Origin of the sequence: Streptomyces sp. NPDC051576, from assembly GCF_040681835.1 — a bacterium.
In the GTDB taxonomy this organism is placed as follows: Bacteria; Actinomycetota; Actinomycetes; order Streptomycetales; family Streptomycetaceae; genus Streptomyces.
This window is the reverse complement of record NZ_JBFAZO010000007.1, coordinates 406,621-426,314: the sequence shown is the minus strand read 5'-3', so window position 1 is coordinate 426,314 and position 19,694 is coordinate 406,621. Positions and strand designations below refer to the sequence as shown.

Below are 19,694 nucleotides of genomic sequence, written 5' to 3'. Positions count from 1 at the left end.
GGCCGCGGCGTGTGCCTGACGCGTCCGGATGTGGGGTGGTTGGTGCTGGCGGCGGGCCAGGGAAGCTGGTGAACACGGCACCGGTGGATCACGGAGTTCTCTACGCATCAAGATCCACGAAGGTGCCGTGGTCGTTCCTCCATCAACACCTGTCGCTGCTCCGGCCTGTCCCGCGCCCTCTTCGGGTTCGCTTCACCAGCCTGCCGACCTGGCTCAAGTAGGCACACTGGTCGTCGAGTTGGAGCGGATCACCGATCCGCGTGAGGTCAGCGGCGTGCGTTACCGGCTGTCCTTGCTGCTGGCCGTGGTGGTCTGCGCGATGACGGCGGCGGGCACCTGGCCGACGCCGGCCAGGGCCACCACCAGATGCTGATCCGCCGCAACCGCGCCACCGGCGAGCTCGCCTACTACCGCTGCTTCGCAACCCGGCCGGTGCCACTGACCGAGCTGGTACGGGTCGCCGGATCCAGATGGCGGGTGGAAGAGACTTTCCAGACCGAGAAGGGCCGGCCGGTCTCGATGAGCACCAGGTCCGCCGCTACCCCTCCTGGACCCGCTGGGTCACCCTCGCCATGCTCGCCGACGCCTTCCTCGCCGTCGTCCGCGCCGACGAACACACCCGCCGTCCGCAAACGGCCGACCTGGTCCCGCTGTCCTGCAACGAGATCCAGCGCCTGTTCATCACGCTCGTCGTCCGGCCGGCCCACGGCGCAGCCCACCGGCTCGGCTGGTCCGACTGGCGACGCCGCCACCAAGCCCGCGCGAGGCACAGCCACTACCGGCGACTAGCCGCCGCTCAGGCGTGATCGTGAATCAGCCGTCCCTGACCGACCACCGGCGCCCACTCGCGGACGCTGAGCACCTCGACTCCGGGTGTGCGGTAGTACGGATCGGTTTCAAGTAGGCGCTCCAGCTCCCCACGTTCCGTATCGAAGGCAAGTAGCGCACCGGTGTCGTCTGCCCACGGACCTGCGGCGACGAGACGGCCCTCGTCATGAAGGCGCTGGAGGAATACACGATGCGCGGGACGCGCCGCGAGCCGCTCTGATGTGGCGGTGAATGCAAGTTCGACGATCAGCATGCGCTCGAGGGTAGGTTCTGAGGATGCCAGAGTCTGTATCAGCTGATACTGCAGCTGCAGCGGGGTGGCGCTCACTGAGCGGGGTTCCACTGTTGGCCGGGTTGTCGGACAAGCAGTTACGCACCCTCTGGGACGATTCGCTTGCACGCGGCCACCCAGCCGGACACGCGCTGCGTAATGCAGGTGATCCGGCGTCGCATCTTGTGCTGCTGCTGCGTGGTCGGGTGGCTGCCACCGCGACCACGCGTTCGGGTCGGGTCGTCCGCTTCGGCGAGTGGGTCGGCCCTTGCGCGCTCGACAAGGTCGCCGTGATCGATGGTCACGGACACACCGCCACACTCACCGCGCTCACACCGTGTTCGGTACGGGCCCTGCCGCGTGACCGCTTCCTGACCGTAGTCGACGATGTGCCTTCTGTGCGTAGGCATGTACTGCGCGTTCTTGCCGGCCAAGCCAGAAGTCACCAGGAAAAGATCACCATCACTGCGACACTGCCCGCAGAGGCCAGACTGGCGGCCTGGCTGCTCAACGAGGCCGCATCAGATGCAAAGGGAAGCATCGCCCTGCCAGGCACGCAGCAGGTCTTGGCCGACCTCCTGGGTGTCACCAGGGTGACGGTCAACCGTGCACTATCCCGGCTCCGCCGGGAAGGCTTGATCGAGGTCAATCGCCAAACGATCGCCATCCTCGCCCCGGAGCTCCTCGAATTGCGAACCCACGGCTAAGAGCTCGTAACAGGATCTTGCTGTCGTGCCCCGGTCGGGCGCGACCGTTGCGATGATTCGGCCGTTCGTCTTGTGTGACGACTCGGCCGTGGATCGTGGACCATGACTTGTGGGCACGGATCGGACCGCTGCTGCCGCCCTGGCCCGAGCGGTCGCCAGGGCCGAATCCGGTACCGGACCGACTGTGTCTGCAGGGCATCCTGTACGTCCTGCAGACAGGACATTGCCTGGCAGCTCCTGCCCTTGGAGCTGGGGTTCGGCTCCGGACAGACCTGCCGGCGCCGCCTGGACCGCTGGCAGAAGGCCGGCGTCTTCGAGTAACTGCACTGCGCCCTGCTCTCGGAACTGCACGCGGCTGGCGAACTCGACTGGACCCGCGCGTGCGTGGACGGTTCCCACGTCCGCGCGAAAAAGGGGGAGCCGCGACTGGTCCGTCGCAGGTCGACCGCCGGAAGACGGGCAGCAAACACCACCTGATCTGCGACGGACGCGATACCGCGTTCCACGTCATCACGACCGCCGCCGACGTCAACGACATCACCCAGACCCTCGACCTCGTCGACGGCATCCCGCCCGTCGCCGGACGGCCTCGACGGCGCCCCGAGTCCGTTCTGGGTGACAAGGCGTACGACTCCCTGGCCGTGCGCCGTGAGCCGCGGTGCCGCCGGCTCCTGCCGGTGATCTCCCGTAAGGGCGCCCCGAACATCAAGGGCCTGGGCAAGCTCCGCTACGTCGTGGAGCGGACCTTCGCCCTGCTCCACCAGTTCAAACGCCTGGCCGTGCGCTGGGAACGACGCTCCGAACTCCAGGACGCCTTCTCCTCGTTGGCCTGCGGCCTGACTTGCTGGCGGCGGCTGAGGAAAGCCACCCTTTGATCGCTAAGACTTGGGCGTGCGCGAGCCGAACGCGGGTCCGAACACCACGAGCAGCACCAGGTCCTCGGCTACTTCCGTGAATCGATGCTTCTCACCCGCCGGCACGAAGATCACCGTTCCAGGACCCACCTCGTCCGTCCGGCCTGGTGTTGCGATCTTGGCGCGCCCTGCGGTGACGACATAGATCTCGTCCTCGGCGTGCGGGCTCTGTGGGTCACGCCCGCCGGCCGGGATGCAGTACGTCCCTACCGACAAGTCCGACGTCCGCAGCTGCTCGACCCAGTCATTGCCCGCTTCGCCGGGGTGCACCCACACGCCCGCGCCCTTGATGATCTCCATGGCGGGAGCCTAGTCCTGCGTCCGGAGCTCAACACCCGTAATCCTATTACGAGTTCTAAGGGCCCGCGGCGAGGAGCCGCACCAGTAGCGCCGGAGCTCGTCATGGTGCGGATGCGGCGGGCCGACCAGCCAGATCACGATCTACGCCTGGAGTATCAGGTGCGAGTTTTGCGCTCAAGGGGTGTGGCCGGTCATCTCCGTGAGGGCGGGCTTGACGGCATCCCGCCCTCCGGTGATGAAGGCGAAGACCGAAGCACTTGACAGGGGACGGAGGTTGTTGGGGCACCAGGGTGCCTCCGACGACGTAGGACGAGGCGGACGGTGTCCTTGCGCGGGTGACTGGCCAGCGAGGGCGCGGGCGGCAGCCGATTTCGAGACCCCGAACAGCGATGCCACCTGCTGTGACGCCAGATTCGTTCGCCAGTACGTTGCGACCTCGGCGCGCTTGTAGAGGATCTTCGAGTTCCTGCCTCGGCCGAGCTTGTAGCCGTTCAAGCCCAGTTTCGATGCCTCCCTGTAGACCCAGCTCGTGGACATGTTGAGCAGTTCTACGGGCAAGATGGCTCCTTGGGGCTGGCCTGAGCCCTACGGCGGTGGCGTTCGCGCTCTCCGCTGGGTCAGTTCAGACGTTGGAGTGTTTGGCTGAGCCGCGATCCAGCAATATGGTGCCCCGCCGTGTCGCGCGCCCAGGTTTCCTCGAATTTTGGGTACCTCCTCTTCCTGCGAGTTGGAATGAAGAGAGCTGACCCATTGGCAGCACGCGGCCCGACTTCCAGTCGAGCGCCTAACTATCGTTCAGGCCGTCCGTGTGGCGGTGATCACGGATGCTTTTCCGATGGTGCTGCGTAGGCTTGGGTCGTTGTTGTGTTGGGGTCCGCGAGGGTGGGGGAAGCCCCTTCAGCTACCTGACGAAGCGTCAGGAAAGTCGGCAAGTGGTCAGTATGAGTCCTGAAAATCTCGGGGAAAGCTGCCCGCACATGCGACTCGTTGTAGGGTGAGGAAACAGCCCTTGACCTGCAAAAACGCGGGCAGGGAGCCGAATTCCGGGAGACTCCGATGCTGCGCACCATGTTCAAGTCCAAGATCCACCGTGCCACCGTCACCCAGGCCGACCTGCACTACGTCGGCTCCGTCACCATCGACGCCGACCTGCTGGACGCCGCCGACCTGCTGCCCGGCGAGCTGGTCCACATCGTCGACATCACCAACGGCGCCCGCCTGGAGACGTACGTCATCGAGGGTGCGCGAGGCACGGGTGTCATCGGGATCAACGGGGCCGCCGCCCACCTCGTGCACCCCGGGGACCTGGTGATCATCATCAGTTACGCTCAGGTGTCCGACGCCGAGGCGCGGGCGCTGCGGCCCCGGGTCGTGCACGTGGACCACGCCAACGCGATCGTGGGCCTGGGCGCCGACCCCTCCGAGCCGGTGCCGGGTTCGGAGCAGGCGCGCAGCCCGCAGGCCGTCGGGACCCGACCATCGCACCAGTGAGGATGCCCATGAGCGAGACCGAGATCCGCGACGACCGGGCGGCGGGCCGCCTGGAGGCGATCGGCGACGGCGAAGTCGTAGGCCACATCGAGTACTTCGTCCTCGAATCCCCCGAGCGCGCCCTCGTCCCGGTGCACACGATCGTGGAACCGGCCCACGAGGGAAAGGGCATCGCCGGTTCACTGGCCCGCGAGCTGTACGGCATCGCGGCCCGCGAGGGGATCGTCGTCGCCCCGCTGTGCCCGTACGTCGTCAAGTGGGCGGCTCGCCACCCCGACGAGGCCCCGGCCGCCGACCCCGAGCTGCTGCGCGCGGCGACGGAGTGGCTCACGGCGCATCCCGGTCGCTTCTAGCGCGGACACCGGTACCGGCAGGACACCGGTACCGGTTCGACGAGGAGCTGCTGGGTGAGCCCACCCGGGTGAGTGGCGGCGCCACTGCCGGGTAGGCGGGGGAGTAGTCCAGAGCCGACATACCCACTGGCTGGAGGACACGATGACGAACCCGTACCCCGACCCCGTACCACCGGGTCCGACACCGGGCCCGCCCCCCGAGCCCCCGGCACCCCTGCCCACACCACCGCCGAACCCCGCTCCCACCCCGCCGAACCCAAGCCCCACGCCGGAGCCCGGTCCGTCCCCGATCCCACCCGGGCCCGAGCCGGTACCGAGCCCGGAGCCGGGGCCGCCCCTCACCTGAGACCGAGGCCCCGGTCACCCGTGCTGGCAGGATGGCCGCATGGAACGTGTGGTTGGAATCGGCGGACACTTCATGCGCGCCGGCGACCCGGTGGCCCTGAGCGCGTGGTACCGCGACTGCCTGGGCCTGGACGCCGACGAGCACGGCCTCTGGCAGCAGGAAGCAGGGCCGACGGTGTTCGCGGCCTTCGAGTCCGGGACCGACTACTTCGGGTCCCGCACCCAGCAGACCATGCTCAACTTCCGGGTCCGCGACCTCGACGCGATGCTCGCGCAGTTGCGCGCCAAGGGCGCGGACGTCGCCGGGGAGACCCAGGAGATGGACGGCGTCGGCCGGTTCGGCTGGGTCACCGATCCCGAGGGCAACCGCATCGAACTGTGGCAGCCCGCCTGACCGGTTCTCCGGCAGGCGGGCTCGGCACGGCGGGCGGGGTCAGCCCGAGACCTCCGAGCGGTCTCCGCCCCAGAGGGTGTGGAAGGAACCGTCCTGGTCCACCCGCCGGTAGGTGTGCGCCCCGAAGAAGTCCCGCTGCCCCTGTGTGAGTGCCGCGGGCAGCCGCTCGGCACGCAGTGCGTCGTAGTAGGCGAGGGCCGCGGAGAAGCCCGGCGTCGGAACACCCTGGCGGGTCGCCGCGATCACGACCTCCCGCCAGTCGTCCTGCGCCGCCGCGATCTCCTGCGCGAACGTCTCGTCGGACAGCAGGCTCGGCAGGTCCGCGCGGGCGTCGTACGCGGCCCGGATGCGGTCGAGGAAGGCCGCGCGGATGATGCAGCCGCCGCGCCAGATCGAGGAGACCGCGCCGAGGTCGACGTTCCAGTCGTACTCCTCGCTGCCCGCCGCGATCTCGTGGAAGCCCTGCGTGTACGACACGATCTTCGACGCGTACAGCGCCTGCTCCACCCGGTCCGCGAAGGCCGCCGCCTCCGCCTCGCCCAGCGGCGCCGCCGTCGGCCCGGCCAGCCCGCGCGAGGCCTCGCGCAGCGCCGCGTGCCCGGAGAGCGAGCGGGCGAAGACCGCCTCGGCGATGCCCGAGACCGGGACACCGAGGTCGAGGGCGATCTGGACCGTCCAGCGGCCGGTGCCCTTCTGCTCCGCCTGGTCCACGACGACGTCCACGAAGGGCTTGCCCGTGGCCGCGTCCACGTGGGACAGCACCTCGGCGGTGATCTCGATCAGATACGAGTCCAGCCGCCCCGTGTTCCAGGTGCGGAAGATCTCCGCGATCTGCGCGGGGGAGTACCCGGCGACATCGCGCAGCAGTTGGTACGCCTCGCCGATCAATTGCATGTCGGCGTACTCGATGCCGTTGTGCACCATCTTCACGAAGTGCCCGGCGCCGTCGGGGCCCACATGGGTTACGCAGGGCGCCCCGTCCGCCGCCTTCGCGGAGATCTTCTCCAGCATCGGACCGAGCGAGTCGTACGACTCCTTCGGGCCACCCGGCATGATGCTCGGCCCGTGCAGCGCGCCCTCCTCGCCGCCGGAGACGCCCATGCCGACGAAGTGGATGCCCTGTTCGCGCAGGTCGCGCTCCCGGCGCCGGGTGTCCGCGAAGTGCGCGTTGCCGCCGTCGATGATCATGTCGCCGGGTTCGAGGAGCGGGGCGAACTCCTGGATCACCGCGTCCGTCGGCTCACCGGCCTTGACCATGATGACCAGGCGGCGCGGTCGCTCCAGCGCCGCCACGAAGTCCTTGGCCGTCTCCGCCGCGATGAAGTCGCCCTCGCCGCCGAACTCCTCCACCAGGGCGTGCGTGCGGGACGCCGTCCGGTTGTGCACGGCGACCGTATAGCCGTTGCGGGCGAAGTTGCGGGCGAGGTTGCGGCCCATGACCGCGAGACCCGTGACGCCGATCTGCGCTGAAGTGCTCATTCGGTTGGCTCCTAAGGATCAGGAAGGTCCTGACATCGGTGGTACCGGTCGTGCCCGGCCAGTATTGCCGCACCGACCATCCTCAGCCTCAGGGAGGCCGGTTGCCGTCTTGTCATGGCCTGTTCGGGGCCCTTACTTTTGGCCCTTCTGACATATGTCGATGGGGGATTCTCCATGGCCGTACGCGGTCGGCACCGCCGGTATCAGCCGAACAGGATCAACCGTTCCTCGCTGCTCACGGTCACGGCGGGCGGCGCGGGCATCGCCATCCCCCTCGTCGGCGCCGGCGCCGGCAGTGCCCAGGCGGCCGATGTGAGCACCTGGAACAAGGTCGCCGCCTGCGAGTCGAGCGGCGACTGGAGCATCAACACCGGCAACGGGTATTACGGCGGGCTCCAGTTCACCCAGTCCACCTGGGAGGCCTACGGCGGCACGGCGTACGCGCGACGCGCGGATCTGGCCACCCGGGACCAGCAGATCGCCGTCGCGGAGAAGGTGCTCAAGGGACAGGGCCCCGGCGCCTGGCCGGTGTGCTCGGTGCGCGCCGGGCTCACCCGGGGCGGCAGCGCTCCCGACATCCACGTCGGCGGCACCAAGACGACCGGCAAGACCAAGACACAGGCCAGGACCAAAGCCGAGGACACCAGGACGCAGACCGCCAAGCGGTCCGTGAAGGACGTCCAGCCGCAGACCACACCGCAGTCCCGCGCGGGCACCGCCGAGATGTACACGGTCGTGCGCGGCGACACCCTCTCCGGGATAGCCGACACCGAACGCGTCGACGGCGGCTGGCACGGGCTCTACGCCGCGAACCGCACGACCGTCGGCGCCGACCCGGACCTGATCATCCCCGGCCAGCGGCTGAGCCTGCACGCCAAGGCCGCCACGGCGACCCGCGCCACGACGAAGCCGACCACCAAGTCCACGACGAAGAAGGCCTCTTCGGACACCACCGAGAAGGCCACCAAGAAGAAGACGACCAGTCACTCCCTCGTCGCCCCGGTGAACGCCCCCATCGGCACCGCGTACCACGCGACGGGTTCCTCCTGGTCGAAGGGCTACCACACCGGCGTCGACTTCCTTGTCCCCACCGGCACTTCGGTGAAGGCCATCGAGAACGGAACCGTCGTCGAGGCCGGCTGGGCGGGGTCGTACGGCTACCAGGTGGTGATCCGGCACGCCGACGGGCGCTACTCGCAGTACGCGCACCTGTCCGCGATCTCGGTGCGCGACGGCCAGTCCATCGGTGCCGGGCAGCGCATAGGGCGCTCCGGGTCCACGGGCAACACCACGGGCCCGCATCTGCACTTCGAGGTGCGGACGGGGCCCGGATTCGGTACCGACATCGACCCGCTCGCCTATCTGCGGGCCGGCGGCGTCAGGATTTGACGCGCATACGGTGCCGGTCGGGCACCGGCATCATCACGTACAGGCCGGCGTGGAACGGGCCGAAGTAGCCGGGTGTCTCGGCGACCGAGGCCGGTTCCAGGGCCTCGTAACCCTCGCCGGCCGGGATCGCCCCCTGGGCCGGGACGAGGATCTCGTCGCCCTGCGCGGCGGCCGTGATGATGTCCACGCCCGGCATGTCGACGTCCGCGCTCACGTCGACGGGCTGTCCAGGGAGGACATCGAGCAACTCCTCGATGGGCGACGGCGCGACGGGGAGGCTCGGCGCCGTGGCGTCGGCCGACCGGGACGGCGCGCTCTCGCTCTGCAGCCGCTCCGTGGTCAGCAGGATCAGGCCGCCCGCGGCGACCACTCCGGCGCTCAGGGCGAGCAGGGTGCCCGTCGTGCCGTAGCGGAAGGTCTCACCGAACATCGTGATGCCGACCGCGGCCGCCACCACCGGGTTCACGACCGTCAGCACCGCCAGCGGAGCCGCCAAGCCCGCGCCACGGTAGGACGCCTGCGACAGCATCAGACCGGCCACGGCGAAGACGGCTATCACGGCCAGGAAGGGGATGTCGGTCGCGGACACCGCGCCGTTGTCCCAGTCGACCGCCACCGTCTTGGTGAACACCGAGGACATGCCGAACGCTATGCCGGACGCGGTCGCCAGCAGCACGCTGCGCACCGCCGGGTGCCGGTGGGCCGCGCGGCCCGCGACCATCAGGGTCGCGACCACCGCGCCGGTGAACACGGCCACGGACACCCGCTGGGCGGTGCTCAGCGACTGCGCGTCGGACGCGCCGACCAGGGACAGCAGACCCGCGAGACCGATCGTCGCCATGATGGCGCCGCGCCAGGCGGTGGAACCGGCCTTGCGGCCGACGAACAGGGCCGCCATCGGCAGCGCGAACACGATCGTCAGCGCTCCCAGCGGCTGCACCAGGCTCAGCGGGCCGTAGGCCAGCGCGACCACGTGCAGCAGACCGCCGGTACCGTTCAACGCGACCGCCGCCCACCAGCTCGGGCGGCGCAGCGGCGCGTACTCCTGCTCGGGAGAGGAGACCGCGACGCGCTCCTGCACGATCGCTCCACCCGCGTAGGCCACGGCGGAGACGAGCGACAGCACGATGGACAACGCGAGGGCGCTCATCGGCAGCTCCTCTGCGTCAGGCGGGCGCCTCTGGCACCACGCGGCGAACGGTCGGCTTTCATACAGAACACGATGCCGTGCGATGTTCTTCCCGTCGTCGTACCTGAGCACCCATTGGGTAGTACTGCCGATGGAGTACGAAACGGACCCTGTCCTCCCCAGGGTGGGTGACACGGGTGGACACCCCCTCGGGGAAACCCCTGGAAGCCTTGGTACTACTGCTGTTCGTGGACCTCGACCCCGAACTCGCCGCGCTCCGCGCCCTCGGAGGCTTCTTCGTACTACGCACGGGCGCGGCACCGGAGGGACCGCTGCCGACGCTTGCGTGGATCTACGAAAACCCCGCGTCGGATGTTTACCGACATCCGCTGACTTTTCGTGTCCATGTCGTCGCGGAGCGTCTCCGGGCCCCTGAGCCGCGCGTTGCCGCGTCGATCGCCCAGCAGGCGCTCGCGGCCCGGCTGTGGTCGACGGCGCTCGGCTGCGCCGTCCTCTACGACCGGATGCCGGACCTCGACCCGGGGCTGCTGCACTGGGATGCCGACAGCGGCGCGCCGGACGACCTGTGGCTGGCCGAGGTCCGCCCGCTGCCCGCCGACGCCACCGCCCTCGCGGACACCGTGCTGCACGGCCACCTCGAACCGCTGACCGCAGCCCTGGTCGCCCACCACCGCATGTCCGCCGGCCTGCTGTGGGGCAACGCGGCCTCCGCGCTGGCCGGCGCGGCCCGGGAACTGGACCGGTGGGCACGCGCGCGTGGCCGTACGGAAGTGGCCACACGCGCGCGTGTGCTCACCGCCGAACTCCTCACCCACCCCCTCCTCGCGGGCACCGGAACCCTCACCGGCACCGCCTTCAGGCGCCGCAGTTGCTGCCTCTACTACCGGGTTCCCGGCGGCGGGGTCTGCGGGGACTGCTGCTTCACACAACCGCCCGGCCCTTCCCCGAACGCCGCTTCTGGGTGACCATGAGGTCAATCAGCCACCGAGAACAAGGGGTTTCGGGTGCGAGTGGGACTGCTGACCCGGGAGTACCCGCCGGATGTGTACGGCGGCGCGGGCGTCCATGTGGAGTTCCTCGCCCGGGAGTTGAGGCCCCTGGTCGACCTGGACGTGCACTGCTGGGGCGAGGGCCGCACCGACGGCGTCATGCGCCATCGTTCCTGGCCCACCCTCGACGGCGCCAACGACGCCCTGCGCACCTTCTCCGTGGACCTCTCCATGGCCGCCGCCCTCGAAGGCCGTGAACTCGTCCACTCCCACACCTGGTACGCCAACCTCGCCGGCCACTTCGCCAAGCTCCTCCACGGCGTCCCGCACGTGCTGACCGCCCACTCGCTGGAGCCGCTGCGCCCCTGGAAGGCCGAACAACTCGGCGGCGGATACGCCCTCTCCAACTGGGCCGAGCGCACCGCGATCGAGGCCGCCGACGCGGTGATCGCCGTATCGGGAGCCATGCGCGAGGACATCCTCACCTGCTACCCGGCGCTGGACCCCGCCCGGGTGCGGGTCATCCACAACGGCATCGACACCACGCTCTACCGCCCCGACCACGGCACGGACGTCCTCACCCGGCTCGGCATCGACCCCGACCGCCCCTACGTGCTGTTCGTCGGCCGCATCACCCGCCAGAAGGGCGTGCCCCATCTGCTGCGCGCGGTCCGGAACATCGACCCGGCCGCACAGGTCGTCCTGTGCGCGGGCGCGCCCGACACCCCGGAGATCGACCGGGAGTTCCGCGAGCTCTTCGAGGAGCTGAGCCGGGTCCGCGCGGGCGTCCACTGGATCCCGCAGATGCTGCCCCGCCCGGAGGTCATCCAGCTCCTCACGCACGCCACCGTCTTCGCCTGCCCCTCGGTGTACGAGCCCCTGGGGATCGTCAACCTGGAGGCGATGGCCTGCGGTACGGCCGTGGTCGCCTCGCGGGTCGGGGGCATCCCCGAGGTGGTCGCGGACGGCGAGACCGGACTTCTGGTGTCCATCGAGGAAAACTTCGAGGAGAACCTGACGTCGGCCCTCGACTCCGTACTCGCCGACCCGGAGACTGCGAAACGCATGGGCGAGGCCGGACGCGAGCGCGCGGTGGGCGAGTTCGGCTGGGACGCCGTGGCGCTGCGCACCGCGCGGCTCTACGCGGAGATCCTCGAACAGGCTTAGTGTGCGCTGCTCAGGGGCAGGCTGGGATCAACCAGGGTGAGGGGAGCGGCCATGCGTCGTGGTGGTCCTTCGGTGCTCGGAATCGTACTCGCGGGCGGTGAGGGCAAGCGGCTGATGCCCCTGACCGCGGACCGCGCCAAACCGGCGGTCACGTTCGGCGGGACGTACCGTCTCGTGGACTTCGTGCTGTCCAACCTCGTCAACGCCGACGTCCTGCGCATCTGCGTCCTCACGCAGTACAAGTCGCACTCCCTCGACCGCCACATCACCACCACCTGGCGGATGTCCAGCCTGCTGGGCAACTACGTCACCCCGGTCCCGGCCCAGCAGCGCCTCGGCCCGCGCTGGTACCTCGGCAGCGCGGACGCGATCCTGCAGTCCCTGAACCTGATCTACGACGAACGGCCCGAGTACGTCGCGGTGTTCGGCGCCGACCACGTGTACCGCATGGACCCGCGGCAGATGCTCGCCCAGCACATCGAGAGCGGCGCGGGCGTCACAGTGGCCGGAATCCGCGTCCCGCGCGCGGAGTCCTCGCAGTTCGGCGTGATCACCCCGGGCTCGGACGGCCAGACGGTCGAGCGCTTCCTGGAGAAGCCGACCGACCCGCCGGGTCTGGTCGACGACCCGGAGTGCGTCTACGCCTCGATGGGCAACTACATCTTCACCACCAAGGCCCTCATAGAAGCCCTCCAGCGGGACGCCGAGGACCTCGACTCGGTGCACGACATGGGCGGTTCGATCCTGCCCGCGCTCACCGACCGGGGCGAGGCCGCGCTCTACGACTTCAGCGCCAACCACGTCCCCGGCGAGACCACCCGCGACCAGGGCTACTGGCGGGACGTCGGCACCCTGGACGCCTACTACGACGCCCACATGGACCTCATCGCCGAGCGCCCCGCCTTCAACCTCTACAACCGCAACTGGCCCATCTACACCCACTCCGGCCAGCTCTCCCCGGCCCGCTTCAACGCCGGCGGCATGGCCAGCGAGTCGATCATCAGCTCCGGGTGTCTCATCCGCGGCCAGGTCACCCGCTCGGTGCTCTCCCCGGGCGTGGTCGTCGACCCGGGAGCCGTCGTCCAGGGCTCGATCCTGCACGACAACGTCCACATCGGGCGGGGCGCGGTGGTCCGGGGCGCCGTCCTGGACAAGAACGTCGAGGTTCCACCGGGCGCGACGATCGGGGTCAACCCGGAGCGGGACGCCGAGCTGTACACCGTCTCCAGGGACGGCGTCATCGCGCTCGGGAAGGGCCAACTGGTCACGTAACGGCCGTACATGGCCCCGGTGCCGCTCGGTCCTTCCCGACCGCACCGGGGCTTTGTCATGTCCCTGGACGGAATGCGGAATCCGTGTTGTCATGCCAACTGCTGCCCATGACAACGTTGTTATGGAGGTTCCGTGCGCATCAGACGACTCAGAGACCGACTCGCGTTACTGCTCGCGCTGGCACTCGGCATCGCAGGCCTGGCCGCCGTCCCCACCGCCAACGCGGCCGCCGCCGACGACCCCGTCGAGATCCACGGCCTGAAGAGCGAGTACTACACCCAGTCCGCCCCCGGCGCCTTCGACTTCGCCGACCTCAAGGCCACCGGCTTCGACCCGAACCTCGACTTCGGCAACCTGGAGCCCCGGCTCGCCTTCACCACCGGCCGGTCGGACGACGTCAGCGTCCGCTGGACCGGGAAGATCGTCCCGACGAAGTCCGGCCCCCACACCTTCTCGATCACCGGAGACAACGGCTTCCGCCTGTGGATCGGCGGACAGCTCGCCATCGACCACTGGGTCGACGACTGGGACCACGAACAGACCTCCGCCCCCGTCGAGTTGACCGCCGGTACGGCCTACGACATCAAGGTCGAGTACTTCGAGCACTACGGCGGCTCCAACCTCCACCTCCGCTGGACCGAACCCGGCGGCACCAAGGTCGCGATCCCGCAGTCGGCCTTCCGCCTCCCCGACGGATTCGACTACGACGGCGCCCTCGCCGCCACGGTCACCACCACCGGCCGCACCCTGGAACTCGCCTTCGCCCAGCCCCTCTCCGCGCCCCCGGCCGACCTGACCGACCACCTCGAAGCGGTGATCGGCGGTGCCAAGTGGCCATTGGGCACAGCCGAGTTGGACCCGGCCGACCCGCGCACCCTGATCGTCCCGCTCACCGAGCCGGTCGTGGGCAACAAGACGGGCACCGCCCCCGGCACCGCCGACATCCGCTACGACGGCGAAGCCGGCCTCACCGCGGCCGATGGGAACGTTATCAACGCGTTCTGGAGCACCGGCCCGAACCACTCGACGTACGAACTGCGCACCCAGTGGGCGGACCAGGTGAGCCCCCACAACGCGCTCCCCGAATACCCGCGCCCCCAGCTCACCCGCACCGACTGGCGCAACCTCAACGGGAGTTGGCAGTTCGCGGCGGCCACCGCCGGCGAACAGCCGCCCGTGGGGAAGACGTTGGCCGAGCGGATCCTCGTCCCGTACCCCGTCGAGTCCCAGCTCTCCGGCCTCGAACGGCACGAGGACCGTATGTGGTACCGCCGCACCTTCACCGTCCCCGCCGACTGGCGGATCGGCTCCGGCAAGCGCCTGATGCTCAACTTCGGCGCCGTCGACTGGCGCGCCGAGGTCTACGTCAACGGCACGAAGGTCACCGAACACCAGGGCGGCTACGACAAGTTCAGCGCCGATGTGACCGACGCCCTCAAGCCCGGCCGCACCCAGGAACTGATCGTCGGCGTCTATGACCCCACCGATGCGGTCGATGGCGAGAACCCGCCCCTCGGCAAGCAGCGCCTCGACCCGAGCGGTATCTGGTACACCCCGACCTCGGGCATCTGGCAGACGGTCTGGATGGAGCCCGTGGCGACCGACCACGTGGGCTCCCTCAAGCTGACCCCCGACGTGGCCAGGAGCCAACTCACCGTCGAGGCACGGGGAGTTCGGGACGGCGTACCGATCACGGCGACGGCGTACGACGGAAAGCGCGAGGTCGCCACCGCGCACGGCAGCACCGGCGGCCCCCTCACCCTGACCCTGCGCGCTCCTCATCTCTGGTCGCCCGACGACCCCTTCCTCTACGACCTGAAGGTCACCGTCGGCAAGGACCGCGTAGGCAGCTACTTCGGGATGCGCTCGATCGCCGTCGAGAAGGTGAACGGCATCCCGCGCACGGTCCTCAACGGCAAGCCGGTCTTCATGATGGCCACCCTCGACCAGGGCTTCTGGCCGGACGGCCTCTACACCGCGCCGACCGACGCGGCACTCGCCCATGACCTCAAGGTCCACAAGGAGTTGGGCTTCAACGCGGTGCGCAAGCACATCAAGGTCGAGCCCGACCGCTGGTTCTACTGGGCCGACCGGCTGGGCCTCATGGTGTGGCAGGACATGCCCGCGATGATCGCCGGGGTGGATCCCTCGCCCGCGGCCCGGGCCGAGTACGAGCGCGAGATGAAGCAGATGATCGACGAGCACATCAGCAGCCCGTCGGTCGTCATGTGGGTGACGTTCAACGAGGGTTGGGGCCAGTACGACGAGGCCCGCATCGCCGACCAGGCCAAGGCCTGGGACCCCACGCGGCTCGTCAACAGCATGTCCGGCATCAACCTCGGCGTGGACGGCGGCACCGGCGACGTCATCGACGAGCACGGCTATCCCAGCCCCGCCCTGCCACCGCATCCCGACGGTCAACGCGCCCTGGTCAGCGGCGAGTACGGCGGCCTAGGCCTCGCTGTGCCGGGACACGCCTGGTCGGTCCAGCAGTCGTACGTCGACGTCGACCCGGCCGCCTACACCGACGACTACCTCACCAAGCTCGCCGAGGTGCACGCCCTGACCTGCCAGGGGAGCAACGGGGCGATCTACACACAGATCTCGGACGTCGAGGGCGAGTTGAACGGGCTCATGACCTACGACCGGCGCGTGCTCAAGCCCGACGCGCAACGGGTGAGGGCGGCTCAGCAGGCCCTCATCCGTGATGCCTCGCGAGCGACTCCCGCAGGGTGCCCCACCACCTGAACTCCCTTGGAGGACCCATGAGATGGACCCGGCGCCTGCGCCTGTGCATGGCGGGGGCGGTGGCAGTGTCCGCGCTGTTCGCCGTCCCCGCCACCGCCCACGCCTCGGCCGACAGCCGGCTCACCGATCTGGTCAACCCGTTCATCGGTACCGAGAACGACGGCAACACCTACCCCGGCGCCGCCGTGCCCTTCGGCATGGTGCAGTTCTCGCCGGACACCGGCCACAACACCGGGTACGACTACGCGCAGAACCACATCCGCGGCTTCTCCCTCGTGCATCTCTCCGGCGTGGGCTGCGGACTCGGCGGTGATCTGCCGGTCCTGCCGACGACCGGTGACGTGACGCAGACGGACTACGCCCAGTACGCGGCCGAGTTCAGCCACGACGACGAGCACGCGAGCCCCGGCTACTACCAGGTCGGCCTGAAGACCGGCATCGAGGCCGAACTGACGGCCAGCGCGCGCACCGGCGTGCAGCGCTACACCTTCCCGGCCACCGACAAGGCCAACGTCCTGCTCAACGCGGCCCAATCGCTGCACAGCGGGGTCGCCTCGAAGGTGGAGGTCCTCGACAACCGGACGGTGCGGACCACCATCACCGGCCGCGGCTTCTGCCAGGACACCAAGCCCTACACCGTCTACACGATCACCCACTTCGACCGCCCCTTCACCACCTACGGCACCTGGAACGGCTCGACGGTGACGGCCGGTTCGAGGAGCGGGAGCGGCGGCGCGTACGTCCGCTTCGACACGACGAAGGACCGTACGGTCGAGGCGACCACCGCACTCTCCTACGTCGACGCGCACGGCGCGGCCGTCAACCTCCGTGCGGAGGGCGGGCGTTCCTTCGACGCGGTACGCCATCGCGCCCAACAGGCCTGGGAGGACCGGCTCGACGACGTCCGCGCCCAGGGCGGCTCCGACACTCTGCGCCGGACCTTCTACTCCTCCCTCTACCGGTCCTTCCTCGCGCCGAACATCGGCAGCGACGCCGACGGCCGCTACACCGGCTGGGACCAGAAGGTCCACCGCGCGCGGGGCTTCACCTACTACCAGAACTGGTCCCTGTGGGACACCTACCGCACCCAGTCCCAGCTCCTCGCCCTGCTCGCACCCCGCGAGGCCCGCGACATGGCCATCTCGGTGATCAGGATCGACGAGGAGAGCGGCTGGCTGCCCAAGTGGGGCTACGGCACGGTCGAGACGAACATCATGACCGGCGATCCGGTCACCCCGTTCCTGACGAACGCCTATCAGCAGGGGCTCCTCAAGGGCTACGAGGAGCGCGCCTACCGGGCGTTGAAGCAGAACGCCGACGGCGTACCGCCCACCGACTCGGCCGCCGTGGGCCGGGAGGCGAACACGGAGTACATCGCAGGCGGCTTCGCGCCGTACATCAAGGACCGCCCGCACGCGAAACCCGGTGACTCCGACTACGACCACGGGGCCTCGGCCACCCTGGAGTACGCCCTCTCCGACGCGATGCTCGCGCAGATGGCCCGCGACCTGGGACACGGCGCGGACGCCGCCCGCTATGCCGCCCGCGCACAGAGCTACCGCAACATCTTCGACCCCTCGACCGGCTTCTTCCGCGCCCGCGACGCCTCCGGCGCCTTCGTCGGTCCCGCCGACCCGGCGCAGAGCGAGGGCTTCCACGAGGGCACGTCCTGGCAGTACCAGTGGCTGGTCCCGCAGGACCTGCCCGGCATGGTCGACCTCATCGGCGGCCAGTCGGCGGCCAACGCCCGGCTCGACTCCTTCTTCGCCTACGGCCAACTGCTCGCCGACCCGGCGAAGACGGCCCGTGAGGTGTGGGTCAACGGGCCGTACGACTACTACAACGCGGACAAGTACAACCCGCAGAACGAGCCCGACCTGATCGCCCCGTACACCTATCTGTCGACCGGACAGCCCTGGAAGACGACCGACGTCGTGCATGCCGCGCTGACCCTGTTCACGGACGGCCCGACCGGGATGACCGGCAACGACGACCTCGGCACCATGTCCGCCTGGAACGTGCTGTCGTCGATCGGGATCTTCCCGGTCCAGCCCGGCTACGACACCTGGGGCCTGTCCACCCCTGTCTTCGACCGCGTCGACCTGACGCTGGACCGCCGCTACTACCCGCACGGCGCCCTGACCATCAAGGCGCCCGGCACCTCGGCCGGCGACCGCTACATCCAGGCGGCCCGGACGGACGGGGCGTCCTACGACCGCACCTATCTGACGACCGGCCTGCTGCGGTCCGTACGGTCGATCGACTTCACGGTCGGCCCGCACCCGTCTGAGTGGGGTACGTCACCCCAGGCGGCGCCACCGGCACTGAAGTGACCTCAGGCGCCGCTGGAGTCCCACCCCTCCCAGAGGGGTGGGACAGGGGCCAGACGTAATCTGCTGTTAACTGTGCGTAGCTTGATCGTACTTGACCGTAATCGCTTGTCGGCGCTTGACTGCTTTCTCACCCCTAGTCGACGCGAGGCAAGCCTTTGACTTCCGACCTGCTCGCTCCTCTCGACCTGGCGTTCTGGAACATCGAGTCCGACCGGAACCCGATGCACCTGGGCGCACTCGGCGTCTTCTCGGCCCACTCGCCGACCGCGGGAGCCCACGCCGCCGACCTGCTCGCCGCCCGTGCCGCCGCCGTCCCCGGGCTGCGGATGCGCATCCGGGACGTGTGGCAGCCGCTGTCCCTGTCCTTCGGGAGCGCCGTCCGCGAGACCGACCCCGACTTCGACCCGCTCCACCACGTCCGACTGCACGCCCCGACCGCCGACTTCCAGGAGGTCGCGGGCCGACTCATGGAACGCCCGCTGGAGCGCGGCCGGCCCCCGTGGGAAGCCCATGTGCTGCCCGGCGAGGACGGCGTCTCCTTCGCCGTGCTGTTCAAGTTCCACCACGCCCTGGCCGACGGACTGCGGGCGCTGACGCTCGCCGCCGCCATCCTCGACCCGATGGACATGCCCGAGCGGCGCCCGCGCCCCGAGGAGCCCGCGCGCGGTCTCCTGCCCGATGTGCGCAAGCTGCCCGGGCTGCTCCGGGGCGCCCTGTCGGACGTCGGCCGGGCCCTCGACATCGGGGCGTCCGTCGCCCGCTCCACCCTCGACGTGCGTACGTCGTTGGCGCTCACCTCCGACCCCTCGGGAACCCGCCGTACCGCCGGAGTCGTCGTCGACCTCGACGACGTGCACCGCGTCCGCAAGACCGTCGGCGGCACCGTCAACGACGTGCTCATCGCGGTCGTCGCGGGCGCCCTGCGCCGCTGGCTCGACGAACGCGGCGACGGCAGCGAGGGCGTCGCGCCCCGCGCCCTGATCCCCGTCTCCAAACGCCGTCCGCGCGGCGCGCAGCCACAGGGCAACCGGCTCTCCGGCTACCTGATACGGCTGCCCGTCGACGACCCGGACCCGCTCGCCCGGCTCGACTCGGTGCGCACCGCCATGGACCGCAACAAGGACGCGGGCCCCAACCGGGGCGCGGGCGCCGTCGCCCTGCTCGCCGACCACGTACCGGCCATCGGCCACCGGCTCGGCGGGCCCCTCGCCGCGCAGGCCGCCCGGCTCTGGTTCGACATCCTGGTCACCAGCGTCCCGCTGCCCGGCATCGGTCTGAAGCTCGGTGGCAACCCGGTCACCGCGGTCTTCCCGTTCGCCCCGCTGGCCCGCGGGCAGTCCCTCGCGGTGGCAATCTCCACCTTCCGCGGGCATGTCCACTACGGGCTCGTGGCCGACGCGGAGGCCGTACCGGATCTGGATCGGTTCGCCCGTGCCCTGACCGAGGAGGTGGAGACGCTGATCACCGCTTGCGAGGCCTGACGATCACGGGTTTGGTGCTGCGGCCCGGCGCTCCGTAAAATTCCCTGTTCGACGGCCGCGCGATCGGAGCGCCGCCGCGGTCG

Annotated in this window: 18 protein-coding genes and 2 pseudogenes; 15 read left to right on the top strand and 5 right to left on the bottom strand. The window is 69.6% G+C overall.

Annotation, left to right across the window (positions count from 1 at the left end; translation table 11 throughout):
• Positions 1–127 precede the first annotated feature (127 nt).
• A complete protein-coding gene (locus AB0M63_RS25195; RefSeq protein ID WP_366021023.1) occupies positions 128–373 on the top strand; it encodes a hypothetical protein in 246 nt (81 codons plus the stop codon).
• 65 nt (positions 374–438) lie between these two features.
• Positions 439–806 (top strand): annotated as a pseudogene (locus AB0M63_RS25190) (IS701 family transposase); the annotation flags it as partial.
• Here the strand turns inward: AB0M63_RS25190 and AB0M63_RS25185 are convergent.
• Positions 797–1,081 carry a YciI family protein gene (locus AB0M63_RS25185; RefSeq protein WP_366020971.1) on the bottom strand — a complete coding sequence of 95 codons (285 nt, stop codon included), beginning with the start codon at positions 1,079–1,081 and terminating at the stop codon, positions 797–799. The pseudogene AB0M63_RS25190 and the gene AB0M63_RS25185 overlap by 10 nt on opposite strands.
• A gap of 101 nt (positions 1,082–1,182) precedes the next feature.
• Here AB0M63_RS25185 and AB0M63_RS25180 point away from each other — a divergent pair, with 101 nt between their 5' ends.
• From AB0M63_RS25180 to AB0M63_RS25170, 3 genes are all read left to right on the top strand, one after another.
• Positions 1,183–1,806: a Crp/Fnr family transcriptional regulator gene (locus AB0M63_RS25180; protein ID WP_355911648.1), complete on the top strand. Its 624-nt coding sequence runs from the start codon at positions 1,183–1,185 to the stop codon at positions 1,804–1,806.
• 102 nt (positions 1,807–1,908) lie between these two features.
• Positions 1,909–2,127 (top strand): transposase, encoded by a 219-nt coding sequence (locus tag AB0M63_RS25175; protein WP_366020970.1) that lies wholly within the window; start codon positions 1,909–1,911, stop codon positions 2,125–2,127.
• Between the two features lie 59 nt (positions 2,128–2,186).
• A complete protein-coding gene (locus AB0M63_RS25170) occupies positions 2,187–2,681 on the top strand; it encodes a transposase (protein ID WP_366020969.1) in 495 nt (164 codons plus the stop codon).
• A gap of 3 nt (positions 2,682–2,684) precedes the next feature.
• On the opposite strand, the gene AB0M63_RS25165 is transcribed toward AB0M63_RS25170, so the two are convergent.
• On the bottom strand, positions 2,685–3,020 hold the full coding sequence (locus AB0M63_RS25165; RefSeq protein ID WP_366020968.1) for a cupin domain-containing protein: 336 nt from the start codon (positions 3,018–3,020) through the stop codon (positions 2,685–2,687).
• 348 nt (positions 3,021–3,368) lie between these two features.
• Positions 3,369–3,455 (bottom strand): annotated as a pseudogene (locus AB0M63_RS25160) (transposase family protein); the annotation flags it as partial.
• Positions 3,456–4,076: 621 nt separating this feature from the next.
• Between AB0M63_RS25160 and panD the strand changes: the two are divergent.
• From panD to AB0M63_RS25145, 3 genes are all read left to right on the top strand, one after another.
• A complete protein-coding gene (gene panD / locus AB0M63_RS25155) occupies positions 4,077–4,511 on the top strand; it encodes an aspartate 1-decarboxylase (protein ID WP_355911638.1) in 435 nt (144 codons plus the stop codon).
• An 8-nt stretch (positions 4,512–4,519) separates the two neighbouring features.
• Complete coding sequence (locus tag AB0M63_RS25150) at positions 4,520–4,864, top strand: GNAT family N-acetyltransferase (protein WP_355911635.1); 345 nt, start codon at positions 4,520–4,522, stop codon at positions 4,862–4,864.
• A 385-nt stretch (positions 4,865–5,249) separates the two neighbouring features.
• Positions 5,250–5,603, top strand: a complete 354-nt coding sequence (locus tag AB0M63_RS25145; RefSeq protein WP_355911632.1) for a VOC family protein — start codon at positions 5,250–5,252, stop codon at positions 5,601–5,603.
• Between the two features lie 39 nt (positions 5,604–5,642).
• Here AB0M63_RS25145 and gndA read toward each other — a convergent pair whose 3' ends face one another.
• Positions 5,643–7,082, bottom strand: coding sequence for an NADP-dependent phosphogluconate dehydrogenase (gene gndA / locus AB0M63_RS25140; protein WP_355911629.1), 1,440 nt, complete (start codon positions 7,080–7,082; stop codon positions 5,643–5,645).
• Positions 7,083–7,256: 174 nt separating this feature from the next.
• On the opposite strand from gndA, the gene AB0M63_RS25135 reads away from it, so the two are divergent.
• On the top strand, positions 7,257–8,471 hold the full coding sequence (locus AB0M63_RS25135) for a transglycosylase family protein (protein ID WP_366020967.1): 1,215 nt from the start codon (positions 7,257–7,259) through the stop codon (positions 8,469–8,471).
• Here the strand turns inward: AB0M63_RS25135 and AB0M63_RS25130 are convergent.
• Positions 8,461–9,621 carry a DMT family transporter gene (locus AB0M63_RS25130; protein ID WP_366020966.1) on the bottom strand — a complete coding sequence of 387 codons (1,161 nt, stop codon included), beginning with the start codon at positions 9,619–9,621 and terminating at the stop codon, positions 8,461–8,463. The two genes, AB0M63_RS25135 and AB0M63_RS25130, sit on opposite strands and share 11 nt — an antisense overlap.
• Positions 9,622–9,830: 209 nt before the next feature.
• Here AB0M63_RS25130 and AB0M63_RS25125 point away from each other — a divergent pair, with 209 nt between their 5' ends.
• The 6 genes from AB0M63_RS25125 to AB0M63_RS25100 all read left to right on the top strand — a co-directional run bounded on the left by AB0M63_RS25125 (position 9,831) and on the right by AB0M63_RS25100 (position 19,611).
• Entirely contained in the window at positions 9,831–10,586 is a 756-nt protein-coding gene (locus AB0M63_RS25125; protein WP_366021022.1) for a (2Fe-2S)-binding protein, read from the top strand.
• 39 nt (positions 10,587–10,625) lie between these two features.
• A complete protein-coding gene (gene glgA / locus AB0M63_RS25120) occupies positions 10,626–11,777 on the top strand; it encodes a glycogen synthase (RefSeq protein WP_366020965.1) in 1,152 nt (383 codons plus the stop codon).
• A gap of 51 nt (positions 11,778–11,828) precedes the next feature.
• Positions 11,829–13,049 (top strand): glucose-1-phosphate adenylyltransferase, encoded by a 1,221-nt coding sequence (glgC, locus tag AB0M63_RS25115; protein ID WP_355911617.1) that lies wholly within the window; start codon positions 11,829–11,831, stop codon positions 13,047–13,049.
• A 132-nt stretch (positions 13,050–13,181) separates the two neighbouring features.
• Complete coding sequence (locus AB0M63_RS25110) at positions 13,182–15,797, top strand: PA14 domain-containing protein (RefSeq protein ID WP_366020964.1); 2,616 nt, start codon at positions 13,182–13,184, stop codon at positions 15,795–15,797.
• A gap of 17 nt (positions 15,798–15,814) precedes the next feature.
• Positions 15,815–18,130 carry a GH92 family glycosyl hydrolase gene (locus tag AB0M63_RS25105; protein WP_366020963.1) on the top strand — a complete coding sequence of 772 codons (2,316 nt, stop codon included), beginning with the start codon at positions 15,815–15,817 and terminating at the stop codon, positions 18,128–18,130.
• A 155-nt stretch (positions 18,131–18,285) separates the two neighbouring features.
• Positions 18,286–19,611 carry a wax ester/triacylglycerol synthase family O-acyltransferase gene (locus AB0M63_RS25100; RefSeq protein WP_366020962.1) on the top strand — a complete coding sequence of 442 codons (1,326 nt, stop codon included), beginning with the start codon at positions 18,286–18,288 and terminating at the stop codon, positions 19,609–19,611.
• Positions 19,612–19,694: the final 83 nt, after the last annotated feature.

Excerpts from the sequence above, each read along its gene's own strand:
- AB0M63_RS25145 (WP_355911632.1), top strand. The coding sequence starts at position 5,250 with ATGGAACGTGTGGTTGGAATCGGCGGACACTTCATGCGCGCCGGCGAC.
- gndA (WP_355911629.1), bottom strand. The coding sequence starts at position 7,082 with ATGAGCACTTCAGCGCAGATCGGCGTCACGGGTCTCGCGGTCATGGGC.
- AB0M63_RS25135 (WP_366020967.1), top strand. The coding sequence starts at position 7,257 with ATGGCCGTACGCGGTCGGCACCGCCGGTATCAGCCGAACAGGATCAAC.
- glgC (WP_355911617.1), top strand. The coding sequence starts at position 11,829 with ATGCGTCGTGGTGGTCCTTCGGTGCTCGGAATCGTACTCGCGGGCGGT.
- AB0M63_RS25150 (WP_355911635.1), top strand. The coding sequence starts at position 4,520 with ATGAGCGAGACCGAGATCCGCGACGACCGGGCGGCGGGCCGCCTGGAG.
- AB0M63_RS25130 (WP_366020966.1), bottom strand. The coding sequence starts at position 9,621 with ATGAGCGCCCTCGCGTTGTCCATCGTGCTGTCGCTCGTCTCCGCCGTG.
- panD (WP_355911638.1), top strand. The coding sequence starts at position 4,077 with ATGCTGCGCACCATGTTCAAGTCCAAGATCCACCGTGCCACCGTCACC.
- AB0M63_RS25165 (WP_366020968.1), bottom strand. The coding sequence starts at position 3,020 with ATGGAGATCATCAAGGGCGCGGGCGTGTGGGTGCACCCCGGCGAAGCG.
- AB0M63_RS25185 (WP_366020971.1), bottom strand. The coding sequence starts at position 1,081 with ATGCTGATCGTCGAACTTGCATTCACCGCCACATCAGAGCGGCTCGCG.
- AB0M63_RS25105 (WP_366020963.1), top strand. The coding sequence starts at position 15,815 with ATGAGATGGACCCGGCGCCTGCGCCTGTGCATGGCGGGGGCGGTGGCA.
- AB0M63_RS25175 (WP_366020970.1), top strand. The coding sequence starts at position 1,909 with ATGACTTGTGGGCACGGATCGGACCGCTGCTGCCGCCCTGGCCCGAGC.